Origin of the sequence: Veillonella sp. ACP1 (genome assembly GCF_000286635.1) — a bacterium.
Classification (GTDB): domain Bacteria; phylum Bacillota; class Negativicutes; order Veillonellales; family Veillonellaceae; genus Veillonella; species Veillonella atypica.
The window spans coordinates 161,576-179,980 of record NZ_ALKL01000007.1; the positions used below are offsets into that span (position 1 = coordinate 161,576).

Genomic DNA, 18,405 nt, shown 5'->3' on the forward strand with positions numbered 1-18,405 from the left:
AGACTATATATGTTAGTATACCATAGAAAAACGCGATCCTTTCTACGAAAGAATCGCGTCCTACCAAGGATATATGTATAAACCATAATTAGTCCACATATATCCTATAACTAGCAGTATTTATTTTATTCCAAATACACGTTTGCCATTTTCATAAGCAATCGAAGCAAACTCATCTACATCCATACCGCGTAACGATGCAATTTCCTGAGCCACAAATTGTGTTTTACTCGGATCATTACGACGGCCTCTAAATGGAGGTGGTGTTAAATACGGAGAATCCGTTTCAATAAGAATACGGTCAAGTGGCACTTGTTTAGCAACCTCTTTTAACTTCGTAGACTTTGGAAATACAACAGGTCCAGCAAAGGATATATAGAATCCCAATTTAATAGCCTCTTTAGCCATCTCCCAACTACCGGAATAACAATGGAAAATCCCCCAATTGTCCTTGCCTTCGTTGCGCAATATATCCATGATATCACCATGGGCATCACGGTCATGGATGATAATAGGCAAATCTACCTCTCGAGCCAACTCGAGTTGACGTATAAACACCTTCTTTTGCGTTGGTCTATCAGAAAAATCATAATAATAATCTAGGCCGATTTCACCGATAGCACGGACCTTATCATTGTGTAATGCTAACTCTTTAAAATATTCATAGTCATCATCAGTAAAATCTTTTGCTTCGTGAGGGTGTGTGCCTACGGCTGCATATAAACGGTCATCGGTTTCAGCCAATGCAACACCTGATTCAACAGTTTGTCTATCAACACCAGGAATCATAATGTATTCAACGCCTGCATCGAAACAAGCTTGTAACATATCAGCTCTATCGTTATCAAAACGATTATCGTTAATATGTGCATGTGTATCAAAGAGTTTCATTATTTTACAATGCTCCCTGCTGGTAATGATTCAATATTGGTAACTTCTAAATGTTCTTCCCAATCAGAAGCGGATAAAATCATACCATAAGATTCTATGCCCATCATCTTTTTAGGGCTCAAGTTTGCTAAGTAAATTACCTTTTTACCAACCATAGATTCTGGCTCGTAATATTGAGATATACCACTTAATACAGTGCGTTCTTCAAGACCAATATCCAATACAAATTTCAATAATTTTTTAGACTTAGGTACCTTTTCACAACTTACAACCTTAGCGACACGAAGATCCAATTTTTCAAAATCATCATAGCTAATATTTTCTTTTAAAGGTGGAATATTAGACGTATCAACAGATTCTGTAGTTTTTTCTTCTACAGCAGCGATGTCTACCATTTCTGGAACTTCAAAACGTGGATAAATTGGCTCACCTTTTACGACCTTTGTACCAGTTTGGATGCCGCCCCATGTACGTACATCATCTAATTGGACATGCTCAAAACCACCTAGGCCCAACTGTTCCCAAATTTTTGGAGCCCCTACTGGAATAACAGGGCTTACGAGAACAGCGATGATACGTAAGCTTTCAGCAAGATGATACATAACAGATTTCAAGCGTAGTACATCCGCCTCTTCAGAGCTCTTAGCCAATACCCAAGGCATAGTTTCATCGATATATTTATTCATACGGCTGATAAAAGCCCATACTGTTTTAAGGGCCTTATTTAATTCCATAGCTTCCATTTGGGCTTCAAAATCTGCAACCGTTTGTTCTGCCAAGGAAGAAATTTCTTTATCTAAATCATCTACATCATTAGTTTTTGTGATGATGCCACCATGATATTTTTCAATCATCGCAATAGTACGATTTAAAAGATTACCTAAATCATTAGATAAATCCGCATTAATTTTGGTTACAAAGTTAGGCAATGTGAAGTTTCCATCATGGCCTAATGTAATTTCACTTAACAAATAATATCGCAAAGAATCCGCACCATATGTATCAATCAATGGATTTGGATCAATAACATTACCTAGAGATTTACTCATCTTGGTACCATCTACAATCATCCATCCGTGGCCAAATACCTTTTTAGGCAATGGCAACTCAAGGCTCATGAGCATCATAGGCCAAATAATAGTGTGGAAACGAACAATTTCCTTACCCACCAAATGAAGATCTGCTGGCCAGAATTTCTTATATAGTTCACCATCCCCATCGAAAGGAGATAATGCGCTAATATAGTTTACTAATGCATCGAACCAAACATACACAACGTGTTTAGGGTCGAAAGGAACCTTAATCCCCCAGTCAAAAGAGGTACGAGATACAGCCAAATCCTCAAGCCCTTGTTTTACGAATTGAATCATTTCATTGCGACGAGATTCAGGTTGAATAAAATCAGGATTTTCTTCGATAAATTTCAACCATTGGTCTGTATATTTACCAAGTTTAAAGAAATAGCTTTCCTCTTTAACGCGCTCTACAGGACGTCCACAATCTGGACAGGTATGATTTTCACCAAGTTTTTGTTCAGTCCAGAAGGATTCGCAAGGTGTACAATACCAACCTTCGTATTCTGCTTTGTAAATATCGCCTTTTTCGTAAGCTTTCGTAAATAATTCTTGAACTACCTTTTCATGACGTGCATCGGTAGTGCGAATAAAGTCATCATTGGAAATATGCATTTTTTCCCATAATGCTTTAAATCCATTAACAATATTAGTCGTATATTCTAATGGTGTAATACCTTGTGCCTCAGCAGCACGTTGAATTTTTTGACCATGTTCATCAGAGCCAGTTAAAAATCGTACATCATAACCAGCTAAACGTTTAAAACGAGCAATTGTATCAGCTACAGATGTACAATATGTATGACCTATGTGCAATTTAGCACTAGGATAATAAATTGGAGTTGTAATATAAAATGTCTTCTTTGTATCGCCCATCATAATCTCCTTCTATTCATCACTTGTGAAAGTGTTATCGCTCTACAATATTATAAACCTCACGGCGAGAAACGCCAAAGCGTTTTGCTACTTCGCGAATAGCTTCCTTCTTTGGTACTCCTGTTTCTACTAATTCGGCTACGGCTGCTTCATAGGATATAGGTTGTTCTTCCATATCATCAGTCGGTTCACCCGTCTCACAACCACCTATCACTAAGACAAATTCGCCCTTATAGATAATTTGATTTAGGTTCTCACAAATAGAAGCTAAATCACTGCGTAAAAAGGTTTCAAACTTTTTAGTTACCTCGCGAGCAATCGTAATCGGTCGATTGCCAAAGGCCTCATACATATCACAGAGGACCTCTTGTAAACGATGAGGTGCCTCATAAAATATTAGCGTTCCTCGTTGTTTCGCCATAAGCTGAAGAGCATCATTGCGATGTTTCCCACGCTTTGGTAAAAAACCGAAGAATGTAAATTGTTTAGTATCTAAATCAGATGCAATAAGCGCCGTTAATGCTGCATTAGCCCCCGGTAAGGGTACAACGGATATAGCTTGTGCAATGGCCTTCGATGCAAGATCTGCACCAGGGTCAGATATAGCAGGCATGCCCGCATCACTAACACAAGCAATATTCTTACCCTCTAATAACATCTCTATAATAACAGTTCCTTTTTCTTCCTTATTATGTTCATGATAAGAAATCAAAGGCTTACTAATTTCAAAATGCTTTAACAATATACCGGTGTGCCGTGTATCTTCGGCTGCAATAGCATCAACCTCTCCCAGTATCCGTACAGCACGATACGTCATATCCTCTAGATTGCCAATGGGCGTAGGCACTAAATACAAGGTGCCCTTGTTATTTTCGTTCATACCAACGAGACACCTCCTCCGTGTACACATTAGGTTGGCTATATACGATTAATGGCGGCTCAACGATTAACCCTTGTTCACCGCCCTTTATAGCCTCAATCAAAACGATTTTAGCCGGTTTATGAATCATACCATGAACCATGCGTATTCGTTTAACAGTAAATCCAACCGCTGTTAATGCATGTATGAGCTCTGATAAACGAGGTGCACTATATACCATCCATAAACGCCCCTTATTTTTGATTAATCGAGAAGCCGCTGTACATACATCATCAATAGAAGTACAACCATCATGTAATGCCAAGCTAAGATGATGATTATTAGGCACTTCACCTCGTCGATGGTCAAAATAAGGAGGATTCACTAGAACACCATCAAAAGGTTTGGAACCAAATTGCTGATAATTCATAGTGCGATAATCACCTTGAACTATGGATACAACATTGGATTTATGATTATATAGAACACTGCGTTCAGCCATGTTAGCCATTACATCATTAATCTCAACACCTGTAATATGACCAGCACCTAGAGATGTACCTATTAACGGTAATACCCCTGTACCTGTGCCTAAGTCTATATATCGATGACGCTGATTAAATCGGCAAAAATGAACCAATGCAATAGCATCAAAGGAAAAGCGAAATTGATCTTGCCGCTGATATATCTTTAAATCATCGATAATCAAATCATCGAGTTGCTCTTGATTATTCATCTGGCAATGCCACATCAGACCATTTTAAATCGATGGTTCGACCTGCCTCCAACTGAACCTTAACGGTATGTTTATGATGATTTACCTTAAGAACCTTGCCGATACCTTCATCAGTTACGACCTCTTTACCGATACCTGGTGGCTCTACGTCGCGAGGCGAAGGAGTTCTATCCTTCTTCACATAAAGGTCTCCACCCTTTTTATATAAATCGTCTTCATAGTTTAAACAGCACATAAGTCGACCACATACACCAGAAATCTTGGTCGGATTCAAGCTTAAATTTTGATCCTTAGCCATGCGAATCGATACCGGTGAGAAATCACCTAAAAAGTTAGAACAACATAAAGGTCTGCCACAGGCACCTATGCCATTTAACACTTTAGCTTCATCACGGACACCTACTTGACGTAACTCAATACGCGTTCTAAAAACAGTGGCTAAATCTTTTACAAGTTCACGGAAATCTATGCGCCCATCGGCAGTAAAGAAGAATACAATTTTATTCATATCAAATGTGTATTCTACATTAATTAGCTTCATCGGCAATTTGCGCTTCGCAATCTTTTCTAAGCATATCGCAAAGGCTTTTTCTTCTCGTTCCTCATTTTTTTCTAATTGTTGTAAATCCTTAGGTGTAGCCTTTCTCATTACTTCTTTAACAGGCATCACCAAAGAATCCTTTGCCACCTCTTTTGGTCCAATTACAACCGTACCATATTCAACGCCACGCGCTGTCTCTACAATGACGCCATCATCGATTGTTAGAGTTTCTTCGCCAGGTAAGAAATAGTAAATCTTACCAGCCTTTTTAAATCGTACGCCAACGATGGTTACCATCTAAACCTCCTCACGAGCATCGTGAAGGGCGATACTAAGACCGTCCATCACGAGAGCGATTTTTATGTGTAACCGCAGTGCCTGTTCCGCGCGCAATGTTTCATGAGCTACAGTTGCTAAAGCGGCCATTGGCCAATGCGGTAATAATTCTAATAATACTGTTCTATGCATGGGTACTTGTAGTTGCTCTATGGTTGCACCACATTTAAGGGCCATCATATCGCGACTTAACAATCGTAACCAATGCATTAAATCCAATGCATCATCACGGGTCAATGACTCACACCATATGGCAATCTTTGAAAACCATCGGGAATCAGAGCCTAATGTTCGCATCCATTGTATGGCTAATTCCAACATGGCTATCGTTCCCTGTTGTACTAATGCTTCCACAACAGCAGGGTTACCATGGCCCATCGAAATAGCTTCATCTATGTTTCCTGTAATACCACGTTGCTGCAATGCGTAGCGAATACTTTCATCCGAAACGGATTGAAAGCCCACACCCATACACCGTGAAATAATTGTTGGCAACACAAGATTAATCTTGTTCGTAATAATAATGAAGTACACCTGTGCCGGTGGTTCTTCAATCGTTTTTAACATGGCATTCGCCATAATAGCATTGGCCATGTGAAAGTCTTCAATGATAACGACGCGGTTTCCAAGACCAGCAACAGATAGATGATCTTGCAATAGGGAATACCATTGTTCTACTTTTAAGGTTGATTTCATAGGACGAATCCAAAATGCATCTCCCTTATCCATATAAATAGGTAAACCTTCCGCTTCTATTTTCTTTTCACTTTCACCATTGGCAAGGCGTGCATTTTTTACCTCGTCTAGATATTCAGCCCCATTATGGCCTGGAAATACCTGCCGTCCTAAAATCAACGATGCTAACCCTATAGCCATATCAAGTTTACCAAGTCCAGCCTCTCCATAGAACAACAAGCTATGTGGTAATGTTTGCCGTTTTACCAATTCAGTTAGGTGGTTTTTAATCGTATCTTGACCGATTACATTATCAAAATATGTCATAATCCCTCCTATCCTGTCCAATATTACTATTATATAGGAAAATGGCGACTTTTTAAAGAGTCGCCATGTCCTAAGATATGTGATTTTATCTATCTCAATATCCTTTTTACCACATCGTATATGTCATTATGTATAGATTCTATACTGCGCATTGTAAAAGTTCCAGATTTATCTTGTTGGGCACAGGAAATACGATGCCATTGATAACGTTCAACTAATTCATCATAGGCATTGTGAACAGCTTGCAAATACACTCTATTTCCTTCGTGTATATCCCCTGTCTCTCCCCCTGTTTTACCAGTTCGCTCAGACATCAAAGATTCCGTCACGTCTAATGGAACATCAAGCAAACATACCGCATCAGGACGAGGTAAACCAAACTTAACAAATTCAAAGTCTTCCAACCATTCTAAAAATTGAACACGTTTATCCGCATCCGTATATTTCACCATTTGATGAACCATATTTGACGTCGTATACCGGTCAGCAATAATGATGCCACCATCATTATAAAATGACTGCCAATCCATTCTAAAGGATGCAAAACGATCGATAGCATACATAGAGCTTGCTACATAGGGATTAACCGAGTCTACATCCGTACCAAATTGGCCCGATAAATACATCTTAATCGGCATCGATGCATCACTATCATAATTTGGAAAGCTAACACTGCGCACACGATGACCTTCTGCTTGTAATCGTTCTACCAAGCACTTTGTTTGTGTAGCTTTGCCACTGCCATCGCCACCTTCTAGTATGATTAAAGTCCCCATCTCTACTCCTCTACAACTTGTATCGTTTCTAAGTTCATATCGGCTGCACCATTTGGCATATACCCCAATACACGCCGTTGTTGTATATATTGTAACACAGATTCTGTAATCTCTTCACCTACGGCTATACAAGGAATTCCCGGTGGATAATAAGCAATGGTTTCACCGCAAATATGATGTAATGCCGACTCGAACATACAGGATCTACGCTCCTTATAAAGGGCTTCCCTCGGTGTCATACGTACAACAGGAGTAGGCAGAATGGTAGCTGACTGAATAGTCTCAGTACGTTCCTCTATTTGTTCACCAGCACGATTTGTTAAGGATGACTTACTACAAATCTCATCGCTTATAGCCTGTACAGCCTTTACAAGAGTCATGATAGATTCTTCTGTATCACCTATCGTGATGAGTACTAACACATGATGCGCCTGCACAAGTTCAACTTCGATATGGTGAGCACGTAATCGTTTTTCGAAATCCACACCGGTAAGCCCCAATTCCTTGGCATCAATCAACACCTTTGTTACATCATAGTTAGGTCTATCTACATCCTTGCTTGACATGATAGAAATGCCCTTTATGGCTTCCAATGCACGTCGTAGTTGTAAACTTAATGACACAGCATGATTTACCAAATTTCTACCTTCCGTAGCCAACTGATGGCGCGCCATATCAAGGGATGCTAAAAATATATAATTAGGACTCGTACTTTGTAACATCTGATGCATTTGTGTAATGCGGCGTTTATTAATTAAATCGCCTTGCCCTAATAGCCAAGAGGTTTGCGTCAAAGAACCTACCGATTTATGCGTGCTTTGTGCCACTAAGTCTGCACCTGACGCAATGGCTTCAACAGGTAAATTTTCTGAAAATGGTAAATGAGGTCCGTGCGCTTCATCAACAAGAACAATTATCCCTCGTTTGTGTGCTTCTTGTACGATGTTTACAATATCTACACCTACACCATAATAGTTTGGATACACTAAGAGAATCGCCTTAGCCTCTGGATGAGCATCCATGGTTTTAATAGCATCCTCCACTGATACACCTAAAGGGATACCCCACCGATTATCAAATTGGCAATCCATATAAACAGGCTTTGCACCAGATAACACTAATCCACTAATAACGGAACGATGTGCTTCTCGAGGAATGATAATCGTTTCATCAGGACCTACTGTCCCCATAATCATCGCTTCAATTAAAGCGGTTGTGCCATTAATAGAGAACCAGCAATCATCAGCTCCATATAATTCAGCAGTTAAGTCTTGCGCCTCTTTTAACTCTCCTTCAGGTTCATGTAGATCATCTAGAGCATACATAACCCCTAAATCATATGGCAGTGCCGGTCCCATCCAGTCCTTTAGTAACTGAGGTGCTTCAACACCAATCTTATGACCAGGTGTATGAAAAGGCACAAAATGTTGTTCCTTATATGATTCTAAAGCCTCTACAAAAGGCATTTTTTCTTGATTGCTCATATATACCTCGTAAAAAGGGCATGAATCTCAATGAGACTCATGCCCTTATGCATGTTATTTATCGCTGTGGACGACGCTTAGGATTAAACTGATTCATCCCTTTGTCTATGCCCACCTCTAAGGTGCCTAATACAGCTTTTACTGTGTCTTTGATACCTTTTTGTACTTTCTCTTGATTTTCTTCACTAAATGGTGCTAACACGTGGTCAATGACAGTCCATTGTGGTAACGGACGACCAATACCTACGCGAAAACGCGGAAAATTTTCTGTTCCTATATGGGAGATTAAAGATTTAATCCCATTATGCCCACCAGAACTACCATTTGGTCGAATACGTAATTTGCCTACTGGTAAATCCATATCATCATAAATACAATACACATCAGATGGATCAATCTTATAGTACCGCATCAATGGACCTACAGACTCGCCACTTGCATTCATAAATGTTTGTGGCTTTACAAGCAATACCTTCTCACCAGCTACATTAATACTGCACACCTCTGCCTTTTGTTCTTCTCTCCAAGGAGTGTGAGAAACGCTATCCGCAATGGCATCGATGACCATAAATCCAATATTATGTTTTGTCGCTTCATATTGCTTGCCTGGGTTACCAAGGCCTACTACTAACTTCAAGAATCACCTATTATTTATCAAACAAATTACTTACTGAAACTTCATGAAAGATACGCATAATTGCTTCGCCCAATAATGGCGCTACAGATAGTTGCGTTACATTGTCTAATTTGCAATTTTCTGGTAATGGCATTGTGTTTGTTACGATAAGCTCTTTAATGTTGGAGTTTGCAATGCGTTCACTTGCTGGATCTGTTAATACAGCATGGGTAACAGCAGCCATAACAGATTTAGCACCAAATTCTTTTAATGCTTTAGCACCTTCTACAAGAGAACCTGCTGTATCTACAATATCATCAACGATGATACAGTTTTTGCCTTTTACATCACCAATGAGGTTCATAACTTTAGCTACACCTGGTTCAGGGCGTTTTTTCTCGATGATTGCAATTGGCGCTCCAATGCGGTCGGCTAAATCACGAGCTCTTGTAACACCGCCAAGATCTGGTGATACTACAATAACATCTTCAAGATTTTTTTCATTAATGTATTTAGCTAAAATGGATGCACCATATAAATGATCTACTGGCACATCGAAGAAGCCTTGAATTTGACCTGCATGCAAGTCAATTGTTACAAGACGTGTAATACCAGAAGTTTGCATCAAGTTTGCTACTAATTTTGCAGTAATTGGTTCACGACCACGAGTTTTGCGGTCTTGGCGAGCATAACCGTAGTAAGGAACTACAGCTGTAATATGACGAGCAGAAGCACGTTTTAACGCATCAGCCATAACCATTAATTCCATTAAATTATCGTTTACAGGATAGCTAGTTGGTTGAATGATAAATACATCTTTGCCACGTACGCTTTCATCAATCATAATTTGTACTTCGCCATTATTAAAGCGACCTACAAACGCTTCACCTAAAGGCAAACCTAAATAATCACAAATTTCCTTTGCCAACTCTGGATTTGCGTTACCTGTGAAAATCTTAAGTTTTTTGCCGTCTTCAAATGCCATTTTGATACCCTTTCATTTCTCCGTAATCTTAGTTAGTTACTCAATGTATATGTAACGAAATATTACAGATATACAACCTTATTGCCTTATTATTGTATACTATTTTTCCTATCTTGTGTGAAAAATTTTTAATAAATTCCTATTTCTTTTTGAAAGTATCGTCTGTAACCCAATTTTCTTTCACAATTTGCTTGCTACGACCTACTGCTAATGCCTTATCTGGAACATTTTTAGTAATCGTAGAACCTGCTCCTACATAGCTATAATTACCAATTGTAACAGGTGCTACCAAATTGCTGTTACAGCCTACAAATGCACCGTCGCCGATAGTTGTACGATGCTTGATTTTTCCGTCATAATTTACCGTAATCGTACCGCAACCAATATTGACACCAGAACCTACATCGCTATCGCCAATATAGGATAAATGAGGGAATTTGGTGCCTTCCCCAACATTGGAATTTTTAACCTCAACAAAATTACCAATATGAACCTTGTTGCCAATAACCGTATTAGGACGCAAATGAACATATGGACCAATATCTACGCCATCTTTTACTTCACAGTCATGGCCATAGGTAAAATGAATTACTGTATTATTGCCAACAGTTACATTCGTCAAGCGTGTATGAGGTCCAATTTCACAGTTTTCACCAATCACCGTATTGCCTTCTAAAACGGTACCAGGATGTAGAATTGTATCAGCCCCCACAGTAACCTCTGGTGCTACATAGGTATTATCAGGATCAATAATCGTTACACCAGCGGTCATTAATTCTACATTTTTACGATGTTTTAAAATGGATTCTGCTTCAGCCAATTGCAATCGAGAGTTTACACCTAACGATTCTTCAAAATTTTCAGTCATATAAGCGCTTACTTTATCGCCGCCATTTACGAGAATACCAACCACATCTGTAATATACAGTTCACCTTGTGCATTATCGTCGGATAATTGGCCGAGACAAGGCCATAGTTTTTTACTATCAAAAGCATACATACCAGTATTAACTTCTTGTACAGCTAACTCTTCTGGTTTGCCATCCTTTTGTTCTACAATGCGTACCACATGACCTTGTTCGTTACGAATGATACGACCATAACCTGTTGGATCTGGCATATGGGCCGTTAAAATTGTAGCCGCTGCTCCAGATGCAGTATGTTCTTTTAAAAGAGCTTCTAAACTTTCCTTAGTTACGAGTGGCGTATCCCCACACAACAATAAAATTGTGCCATCAAAAGATCCTAATACAGGTTCTGCCATTTTTACTGCATGACCTGTACCATTTTGCTCTTCTTGACGTACAAATTCAGCACGACCTTCTAGATAGTCTTGTACTGCATTACCACCAAAGCCAACGATAACAACATCCTTATCGGTTCCAAGAGATTGAACAGTTTCTAGAACGCGTTCAACCATAGCTTTACCGCCAACTTTATGAAGTACCTTTGGCAATTTGGACTTCATTCGTGTCCCCTTACCAGCTGCTAAAATAAGACTTGCAATATTCATAGTAAACTCCTATCTATCAATCGTATCAAATACAGGTTCGATGTGAATTTCATTTGTACTTTCATCAATGCCATGGAACGTAAATAGTGATTCATAATCATTGATTAACTTAGGATTTGGTTCAGCAGTAGCCACTAGAACACCTGTTCCCACCACTTTACCATTCATCTCATGTACAAGCTCGGTCAGGCCTTTAGCCGTACCGCCAGCCTTCATGAAATCATCAATAATTAGCACCTTCGCATTTTGTGGAATAGCGCGTTTAGTTAATGTCATCGTTTGAATTCGACCAGATGAACCCGTTACATAGTTAATACTAATGGCAGATCCTTCTGTAACCTTACTATCACGACGCGCGATGACAAGTGGCTTGTTGAAAGCCCTAGCCACCATAACCGCCAAAGGAATCCCTTTTGTTTCTACCGTCAAAATATAATCTGGATTGCGATCTACAAAGCGAGTCATAATAATTTCGCCTAACCGAGTCATCACATGCCAATCATACAAAATATCCGACATATAAATAAATCCACCGGGAATAATACGATCTGGTTCACGCAAACGTTGCTGCACATCGCGTAGGATTTCATTGGCCTGCTCGCCTTTTCGATGAGGTATGAATCGAACACCGCCAGCTACCCCCGCTACCGTTTCTAGAGTACCCAACTGAAAATGTTCCATCGATTGACGGACACAGGTTAAATCTTCACTTACTGTAGATTTCGCCATTCCGAAAAAATCACAAAAATAATTAAGAGATATAAGTTTTTGTGGAGAATCGACTAATAATTTAGTCATTGCCACCATTCTTTCAACACGTCGAACTTTATTCATAAGCCTTCCTTTGCTGAATACTCGATTTATATTGATATCTATATTATACCATGAATTTCCGAATATTCGCATTGAGAAAAAATATATAATTCGGAAAAAGCTCTAGTCATAGACTAGAGCTTTCAACAGTTTATATATAGTTATAAAATATATACTTTTACAGTTTGACGACCAAATCGCAAAGCTTCTGCACGAGAATTAAAGGCTAGGTCAATACGGCTACCTTTAATAGCTCCGCCAACATCATCAGCCACGGCATAGCCATAACCTTCAATAAACATCTTTGTGCCTAATGGTATAATCCGTGGATCTACTGAAACAATACCTTTTTTTAAGCGACTGCCAGTTGCCGTATAATTGCTATTCCCTGGGTCTTGAGCACTATATGCACTAGCATGCATCGTCATAACGCGTACATACTTATTGGGAACCCCATTATGACTACGCGAAATAGCAGAATCGCCAAAACGAGTTTCTTCCTTTTCTAAAGCACTCATCGTAGCCGTACCTACACGCCCATCTACAGCGAGGCCTTTAGCCTTTTGAAACTTACGTACTGCTAATTCAGTGTTACGCCCAAAAATACCATCTGCTGAATCATTAAGATATCCTTGATGCACTAACATGGTTTGAATTTTCTGTACATGATGACCTCGTTGTCCCTTATCAACCGACTTCGCCTGTGCGAAGGCCATCATATTAGTCATACATAGCACAGTACATAGTATTAAAATTCTCTTAATCATGTACATTCCCCTTTATTGCTTAACTTAGCAATTATGATATACCCCAATATGACATTCTTTTCGTTTAGCCCCTACAATTCGTAAGTAGCCATAACCAATGATAGCAGAAATGATGGAACCAATCAACACGCCACCTTTAGCCATCTCTTGAGCATGACCTGGATCAAAAGCTAGAACGGAAACAAATATACTCATAGTAAAACCAATACCACATACAATGGATGTACCATAAATAAATTTCCAGTTAGCTTCTGCTGGCATAGGTACAATACCTAACTTAATCATGCCAAACATAGCACCAAAGATACCGATTTGTTTCCCTAAAATAAGGCCTAATGCAACGCCTAAAACAACTGGATGTGTTAAATCTGCTACACCAAATCCACCAAGACTTACACCGGCATTAAAGAAAGCAAAAATAGGAACAATAACAAAACTTACCCAGTTAGATAAATAATGTTCCCAATGTTGCATTGGTCTAACATATTTACGACCAATCTTGCCCCGTTCAGGAATTGTCATCGCCAAGATTACGCCTGCCATTGTAGCATGCAAGCCAGAACGAAGAATACAGTACCATAAAATGATACCAAGAATGATATAAGACAAAGATCTAACGTAGCCAGACCGATTACAATAAATCAATAACCCCGTTACAACTACAGCAGCAAATAAATAGAAAAGATTAAGATTTGCTGCGTAGAATATAGCAATAACAATGATGGCAATTAAGTCATCAATAACAGCTAAGGCCGTCAAAAATACTTTCATAGAGTTAGGAACTCTTGAGCCTAATGCAGTTATTACACCTATAGCAAAAGCAATATCTGTCGCAGTAGGAATAGCCCATCCATGAACGTAAACTTCACTAAATCCAGCAATAAGATAGTAAATAATAGCAGGTACTAATACACCAAATAATGCAGCAATACCTGGCATGATACGCTTAGCATTCGTATTTAGTTCACCACTTACCAATTCACGTTTTACTTCTAATCCAACAAAGAGGAAAAAAATCGCCATTAATGCATCATTAACCCACTCCATCGTTGTTAATGGACCTAGTTTTAAATTAACCAGAGACATATATTGTGTTGCCAATGGAGAATTCGCTACGATTAAGGCAATAAGTGTAGCTCCTAGTAAAACGGCAGTAGCCGAACCAGGAGAACGTAAAAGTACAAATATCCGTTCCATATGATTCCTTCCTAATATGATAAGTTTATTATTTGTTCTTAATAGATCTTATTTTATAAGCCACAATTAAAACTATAGCACCTAATAAACCAGAAATAATAGAGCCTATAAAGATACCAATTTTAGACATTTCTTGAGTGACACCAGGTGGAAATGCCAATGTAGCCACAAATAAGCTCATAGTAAACCCAATACCACAGACAATGGCTGTACCATAAACCTCGGGCCATGTTGTATTAGTAGGCATCTTAATAATCTTAGACTGAACTAAAACGTAAACAGCGGAGAATATACCAAGCTGTTTTCCCAAGATAAGGCCTAATGAAACACCTAAAACAACAGGGTGGAACAAATGATCTACAGAAACATCTGAGAAGGATACACCAGCATTTAAGAAGCTAAATAGAGGAATAATCAAAAAATTAACCCAATTTTTCAATTTATCCGCCCATGCGTGCATAGGATAAACAGTTTCTCCATCCAACTTACCCATTGCAGGAATAGTCATAGCTAACACAACACCAGCGATAGTGGCATGAACACCAGATTTTAAAACAAAATACCAAAGAACGGCACCGAGTACACCATATAAAACTGGTCTCACATAGCCTTGTTTATTGGTATACCACAACGCTCCCGTCACAATAGCAGCAACGATTAAATGAGGAAAATCTACACCACCACCATAAAATATGGCAATCACTATGATAGCAATTAAATCATCGATAACAGCCAATGCCGAAAGGAATGCCTTCATCGCTTGTGATACGCGTTTACCAAGCATCATAATGACACCAATTGCAAAGGCAATATCGGTAGCAGTAGGTATTCCCCAACCATGCGTATATTCTGGTACAGATCCAGCAATTAAGAAGTAAACTAACGCAGGTGTTACCACCCCGGCAAATGCAGCTAAAACTGGTAACAATCTCTTTGAGTTGGTGTTTAGCTCACCGGAAATCATTTCAGTCTTAATTTCAATCCCTACATATAGGAAAAATAAAGCCATAAGACCGTCATTTACCCACTCCAATACATCCATTGGACCTAAATAAATATGCATCAGAGAAAAATACTGTTCAGCTATTGGCGAGTTTGCAGTTATAACACCAAGAATCGCAGCAAGTAATAGCATAATACCGCCAGATGATTCAGACTGAATAAATGCTTTAATATATTTCATAGTAACTTCCACTTTCTCAATCATAATATAAATACAGGTTTTAACACATAAAAAACCTAGTTGATTTATATTATTATATCATTTTAGTTCGAAATCAATCAATAAACTAATGATGAAGCACGCTGATTAGATACAGGAAGAATATAATAACTTAATGATTAAATCCTCTAATTAAAGAAATAAAAAATACAACTAGAGGAATAGTTAAACAAATACCTGCTATAGTATTTGTAACTGGATTAGACCAAAGTGGCATAATAAATCCAAGTAATACTAAAGTACTACAACAGATTGGTGTACGCCAAACATGTTTTATCTCAGCCGATACTTTAGATTCTGTAGCACTAGCTCTGCCAAATTTCTTTTTAATAGTCATAATAATACCAGTCACAATGCCTACAATAAGAACAATATCCCAGATGGCCCATAATATTTTAAGAGCCATCGTATTATGATTATGAATATGGAGATTAATCATTGTAGTCATGCCCGTAAAATACCAGGGGATATTTTTTGTAGAATACATATCCTTAGTAGAATCAGTATATAAATTAGCATAGACTGGTTGGCCCAAGAACATAGCTGGATCATCATCATTTTCAGCACCTAAATAAAATGCATAATGATGATTATTAAATTTAGATGGATAATCTATAGATATAAGCTGACGATCTGGGTATGCTTTCATAATTCGAGAGATAGCTTCAGATGGTTGTAAAATGTCAGATTGACCAACTGAAAGTTCTTGCTTTGCAGTGTGTAGTACATCTGCATTATAGCTGTCATTAGCAATAAAAAATCCACCTATCCATACACCTGTAATGCATAAGAGAAATCCCCATACAGTAGCAACCATAGCAAATTCTCGATGTAATGTACTTAATTTCATATAGTTAGACAATACAGTGGATTTGGCAAAGCTTTTACGAAATGGACCGTATAAAAAAATACCAGAAATAATAGATAAACCACATACTAAAGATAAAATTGTTACAATATAAATTCCTGTTTTACCAAGATCTAATCGTGTATGTAGTTGATGAAGCGTGTGTAATACACTTCGAACCCAAGGATGTGCAGGCGTTTCATGATGCGTAGTAATAAGCCCCTTTGTTTCAGGGTTATATAATGCATAATCCCCTCCCATCCCCATACGCGCTGGAGGCGCTACAGTTGCGGAAGAATCAATAATGCGATACCGTAAAATATGTGCAGCCCCCATAGCTGGAGAAATATTTAAAATATCCTTAGACGGATATTTTTCTTTCACTAATAGGGCACCTTCATCAGCATAATTAAAAATAGATATTTCTTGTTGACTCATCGCCATTGATGACGAGGAATGATGTGACCCTCCTTGAGCCCATGCATTTAATTCAGTTCGGAACATAAGGACAAGACCTGTAATACAGAACATTAAGAAAAATAGCACAGAAACTATAGATAACCATTTATGAATTTTATAAATTTTTGACATACATATGCCTCCTTCCTCATTATGTTATACATTAATTATTATATCAATACAATACAGCAACCACTATGGGTATAGAGTATATAAACAAGCTCCCCTTGAATGTATATATTATAGTATGATACAATATGTACATCATGCGGGCGTAGTTCATCGGTAGAATGCGAGCTTCCCAAGCTTGAGAGGAGGGTTCGATTCCCTTCGCCCGCTCCATACATAATATTCCGTGATGTGATATGCGTCATGGTTATTTTTTTGTATAAAGATATAATAAAAACAGATTTGTATTGTATATTTTTATAAGGAGTATTCCATGAAATTAAGCGCAAGAAATCAATTAAAAGGTACAATCATTGAAATTCAAGAAGGTGCTGTAAACGCAATTGTAAAAATTAATGTAGGTAACGATAACATTCTTACAGCTGATATTACAATTCAATCCGTTAAAGACTTAGGCTTAGCAGTTGGCAAAGAAGTTGTGGCTGTTATTAAATCCACTAGCGTAATGGTTGGTGTAGAATAATAAGAAAGAGTCGCTTCAGCGGCTCTTTTTTTATTAAAATATTTTTAAGTGCCCTGGTCGGACTCTACATGTAAGTATATATAATAAAAAAGGCTAACCATTCGGTTAGCCTTTTAGCTTAATCAGCGACTTCCTATCACTCCTCACTGTGGATTTCTCATCGCTGCTTTGCAGCTGGAGAAATCTTACGTTCGGATGAAGGTGATGTGTGGCTCCCATACGTCGCTACGCTCCTCTGTTAGCTCACACCCTACCTTTCCCAGGTCCCCTGGTCGGATAGGAAGTCGCACATGCAAAAAAAAGACACACCCTTAGGTGTGCCTTTAGCTTAATCAGCGACTTCCTATCCTCCCAGGCCGTCTCCAGCCAAGTACTTTCGGCGTTTACGAGCTTAACTACTGTGTTCGAGATGGGAACAGGTGGACCCTCGTAGCTATCGCCACTGAATCTGTCAGAGTTTGTACTCTGAAAACCACATAGAAGGTATATATATATATTTGTTGCACATGTCTGCTTATTGTTTTAAGTAAAGCCCTCGATCTATTAGTACCAGTCAGCTCCAAGCCTCACAGCTCTTCCACACCTGGCCTATCAACCATGTCGTCTACATGGGATCTTACTAGCTTATGCTATGAGAAACCTCATCTCAAGGCTGGTTTCACGCTTAGATGCTTTCAGCGTTTATCCGTCCCGAACGTAGCTACCCAACTGTACCCTTGGCAGGATAATTGGTACACCAGCGGTTCGTCCACTCCGGTCC

At 38.7% G+C, this 18,405-nt stretch carries 17 protein-coding genes, 1 tRNA gene and 2 rRNA genes; 2 read left to right on the plus strand and 18 right to left on the minus strand.

The features are described from left to right. Nucleotides 1-120: 120 nt before the first annotated feature. The 16 genes from HMPREF1151_RS02490 to HMPREF1151_RS02565 all read right to left on the minus strand — a co-directional run bounded on the left by HMPREF1151_RS02490 (nt 121) and on the right by HMPREF1151_RS02565 (nt 17,125). A complete protein-coding gene (locus HMPREF1151_RS02490) occupies nt 121-891 on the minus strand; it encodes a TatD family hydrolase (protein ID WP_009660911.1) in 771 nt (256 codons plus the stop codon). Next, a complete protein-coding gene (gene metG / locus HMPREF1151_RS02495; protein ID WP_009660901.1) occupies nt 891-2,840 on the minus strand; it encodes a methionine--tRNA ligase in 1,950 nt (649 codons plus the stop codon). The genes HMPREF1151_RS02490 and metG overlap by 1 nt, the downstream gene beginning before the upstream one ends. Before the next feature lie 34 nt (nt 2,841-2,874). Next, nucleotides 2,875-3,720, minus strand: a complete 846-nt coding sequence (rsmI, locus tag HMPREF1151_RS02500) for a 16S rRNA (cytidine(1402)-2'-O)-methyltransferase (protein WP_005380853.1) — start codon at nt 3,718-3,720, stop codon at nt 2,875-2,877. Next, nucleotides 3,707-4,435: a tRNA1(Val) (adenine(37)-N6)-methyltransferase gene (locus HMPREF1151_RS02505; RefSeq protein ID WP_005382479.1), complete on the minus strand. Its 729-nt coding sequence runs from the start codon at nt 4,433-4,435 to the stop codon at nt 3,707-3,709. Before HMPREF1151_RS02505 ends, rsmI begins: the two co-directional genes overlap by 14 nt. Further along, nucleotides 4,428-5,273 (minus strand): stage 0 sporulation family protein, encoded by an 846-nt coding sequence (locus HMPREF1151_RS02510; protein WP_005378472.1) that lies wholly within the window; start codon nt 5,271-5,273, stop codon nt 4,428-4,430. The genes HMPREF1151_RS02505 and HMPREF1151_RS02510 overlap by 8 nt, the downstream gene beginning before the upstream one ends. Then, on the minus strand, nt 5,274-6,314 hold the full coding sequence (locus HMPREF1151_RS02515) for a hypothetical protein (RefSeq protein ID WP_005382481.1): 1,041 nt from the start codon (nt 6,312-6,314) through the stop codon (nt 5,274-5,276). Nucleotides 6,315-6,403: 89 nt separating this feature from the next. Next, the gene (locus tag HMPREF1151_RS02520; RefSeq protein WP_009660925.1) at nt 6,404-7,090 is read right to left on the minus strand and encodes a thymidylate kinase; all 687 of its coding nucleotides are present in this window, start codon (nt 7,088-7,090) and stop codon (nt 6,404-6,406) included. A gap of 2 nt (nt 7,091-7,092) precedes the next feature. Beyond that, entirely contained in the window at nt 7,093-8,574 is a 1,482-nt protein-coding gene (locus tag HMPREF1151_RS02525) for an aminotransferase class I/II-fold pyridoxal phosphate-dependent enzyme (RefSeq protein ID WP_009660948.1), read from the minus strand. Between the two features lie 58 nt (nt 8,575-8,632). Continuing rightward, nucleotides 8,633-9,211: an aminoacyl-tRNA hydrolase gene (pth, locus tag HMPREF1151_RS02530; RefSeq protein WP_005378490.1), complete on the minus strand. Its 579-nt coding sequence runs from the start codon at nt 9,209-9,211 to the stop codon at nt 8,633-8,635. 10 nt (nt 9,212-9,221) lie between these two features. After that, nucleotides 9,222-10,175 (minus strand): ribose-phosphate pyrophosphokinase, encoded by a 954-nt coding sequence (locus tag HMPREF1151_RS02535; protein ID WP_005378517.1) that lies wholly within the window; start codon nt 10,173-10,175, stop codon nt 9,222-9,224. Between the two features lie 139 nt (nt 10,176-10,314). Further along, the gene (gene glmU / locus HMPREF1151_RS02540; RefSeq protein ID WP_009660899.1) at nt 10,315-11,688 is read right to left on the minus strand and encodes a bifunctional UDP-N-acetylglucosamine diphosphorylase/glucosamine-1-phosphate N-acetyltransferase GlmU; all 1,374 of its coding nucleotides are present in this window, start codon (nt 11,686-11,688) and stop codon (nt 10,315-10,317) included. A 9-nt stretch (nt 11,689-11,697) separates the two neighbouring features. Next, a complete protein-coding gene (purR, locus tag HMPREF1151_RS02545) occupies nt 11,698-12,522 on the minus strand; it encodes a pur operon repressor (protein WP_005378496.1) in 825 nt (274 codons plus the stop codon). A 140-nt stretch (nt 12,523-12,662) separates the two neighbouring features. Beyond that, on the minus strand, nt 12,663-13,268 hold the full coding sequence (locus tag HMPREF1151_RS02550) for a 3D domain-containing protein (RefSeq protein WP_009660878.1): 606 nt from the start codon (nt 13,266-13,268) through the stop codon (nt 12,663-12,665). Between the two features lie 24 nt (nt 13,269-13,292). After that, nucleotides 13,293-14,465, minus strand: coding sequence for a Na+/H+ antiporter NhaA (gene nhaA / locus HMPREF1151_RS02555; RefSeq protein ID WP_009660846.1), 1,173 nt, complete (start codon nt 14,463-14,465; stop codon nt 13,293-13,295). Between the two features lie 28 nt (nt 14,466-14,493). Continuing rightward, nucleotides 14,494-15,648, minus strand: coding sequence for a Na+/H+ antiporter NhaA (gene nhaA, locus HMPREF1151_RS02560; protein ID WP_005378504.1), 1,155 nt, complete (start codon nt 15,646-15,648; stop codon nt 14,494-14,496). Nucleotides 15,649-15,799: 151 nt separating this feature from the next. Continuing rightward, a complete protein-coding gene (locus HMPREF1151_RS02565; RefSeq protein WP_009660867.1) occupies nt 15,800-17,125 on the minus strand; it encodes a PepSY domain-containing protein in 1,326 nt (441 codons plus the stop codon). 136 nt (nt 17,126-17,261) lie between these two features. On the opposite strand from HMPREF1151_RS02565, the gene HMPREF1151_RS02570 reads away from it, so the two are divergent. Beyond that, nucleotides 17,262-17,335: transfer RNA gene (locus tag HMPREF1151_RS02570), tRNA-Gly, on the plus strand. Between the two features lie 100 nt (nt 17,336-17,435). Then, nucleotides 17,436-17,645: a molybdopterin-binding protein gene (locus tag HMPREF1151_RS02575; RefSeq protein WP_005378494.1), complete on the plus strand. Its 210-nt coding sequence runs from the start codon at nt 17,436-17,438 to the stop codon at nt 17,643-17,645. Between the two features lie 330 nt (nt 17,646-17,975). Here HMPREF1151_RS02575 and rrf read toward each other — a convergent pair. Both rrf and HMPREF1151_RS02585 read right to left on the minus strand, forming a co-directional pair. After that, a 5S ribosomal RNA gene (gene rrf, locus HMPREF1151_RS02580) occupies nt 17,976-18,092 on the minus strand. A gap of 76 nt (nt 18,093-18,168) precedes the next feature. Then, nucleotides 18,169-18,405, minus strand: a 23S ribosomal RNA gene (locus HMPREF1151_RS02585); the annotation flags it as partial.

What these genes read in the sequence shown, in the direction of transcription:
- HMPREF1151_RS02490 (WP_009660911.1), bottom strand. Translation starts at nt 891, where the DNA reads ATGAAACTCTTTGATACACATGCACATATTAACGATAATCGTTTTGAT.
- metG (WP_009660901.1), bottom strand. Translation starts at nt 2,840, where the DNA reads ATGGGCGATACAAAGAAGACATTTTATATTACAACTCCAATTTATTAT.
- rsmI (WP_005380853.1), bottom strand. Translation starts at nt 3,720, where the DNA reads ATGAACGAAAATAACAAGGGCACCTTGTATTTAGTGCCTACGCCCATT.
- HMPREF1151_RS02505 (WP_005382479.1), bottom strand. Translation starts at nt 4,435, where the DNA reads ATGAATAATCAAGAGCAACTCGATGATTTGATTATCGATGATTTAAAG.
- HMPREF1151_RS02510 (WP_005378472.1), bottom strand. Translation starts at nt 5,273, where the DNA reads ATGGTAACCATCGTTGGCGTACGATTTAAAAAGGCTGGTAAGATTTAC.
- HMPREF1151_RS02515 (WP_005382481.1), bottom strand. Translation starts at nt 6,314, where the DNA reads ATGACATATTTTGATAATGTAATCGGTCAAGATACGATTAAAAACCAC.
- HMPREF1151_RS02520 (WP_009660925.1), bottom strand. Translation starts at nt 7,090, where the DNA reads ATGGGGACTTTAATCATACTAGAAGGTGGCGATGGCAGTGGCAAAGCT.
- HMPREF1151_RS02525 (WP_009660948.1), bottom strand. Translation starts at nt 8,574, where the DNA reads ATGAGCAATCAAGAAAAAATGCCTTTTGTAGAGGCTTTAGAATCATAT.
- HMPREF1151_RS02535 (WP_005378517.1), bottom strand. Translation starts at nt 10,175, where the DNA reads ATGGCATTTGAAGACGGCAAAAAACTTAAGATTTTCACAGGTAACGCA.
- glmU (WP_009660899.1), bottom strand. Translation starts at nt 11,688, where the DNA reads ATGAATATTGCAAGTCTTATTTTAGCAGCTGGTAAGGGGACACGAATG.
- purR (WP_005378496.1), bottom strand. Translation starts at nt 12,522, where the DNA reads ATGAATAAAGTTCGACGTGTTGAAAGAATGGTGGCAATGACTAAATTA.
- HMPREF1151_RS02550 (WP_009660878.1), bottom strand. Translation starts at nt 13,268, where the DNA reads ATGATTAAGAGAATTTTAATACTATGTACTGTGCTATGTATGACTAAT.
- nhaA (WP_009660846.1), bottom strand. Translation starts at nt 14,465, where the DNA reads ATGGAACGGATATTTGTACTTTTACGTTCTCCTGGTTCGGCTACTGCC.
- nhaA (WP_005378504.1), bottom strand. Translation starts at nt 15,648, where the DNA reads ATGAAATATATTAAAGCATTTATTCAGTCTGAATCATCTGGCGGTATT.
- HMPREF1151_RS02565 (WP_009660867.1), bottom strand. Translation starts at nt 17,125, where the DNA reads ATGTCAAAAATTTATAAAATTCATAAATGGTTATCTATAGTTTCTGTG.
- HMPREF1151_RS02575 (WP_005378494.1), top strand. Translation starts at nt 17,436, where the DNA reads ATGAAATTAAGCGCAAGAAATCAATTAAAAGGTACAATCATTGAAATT.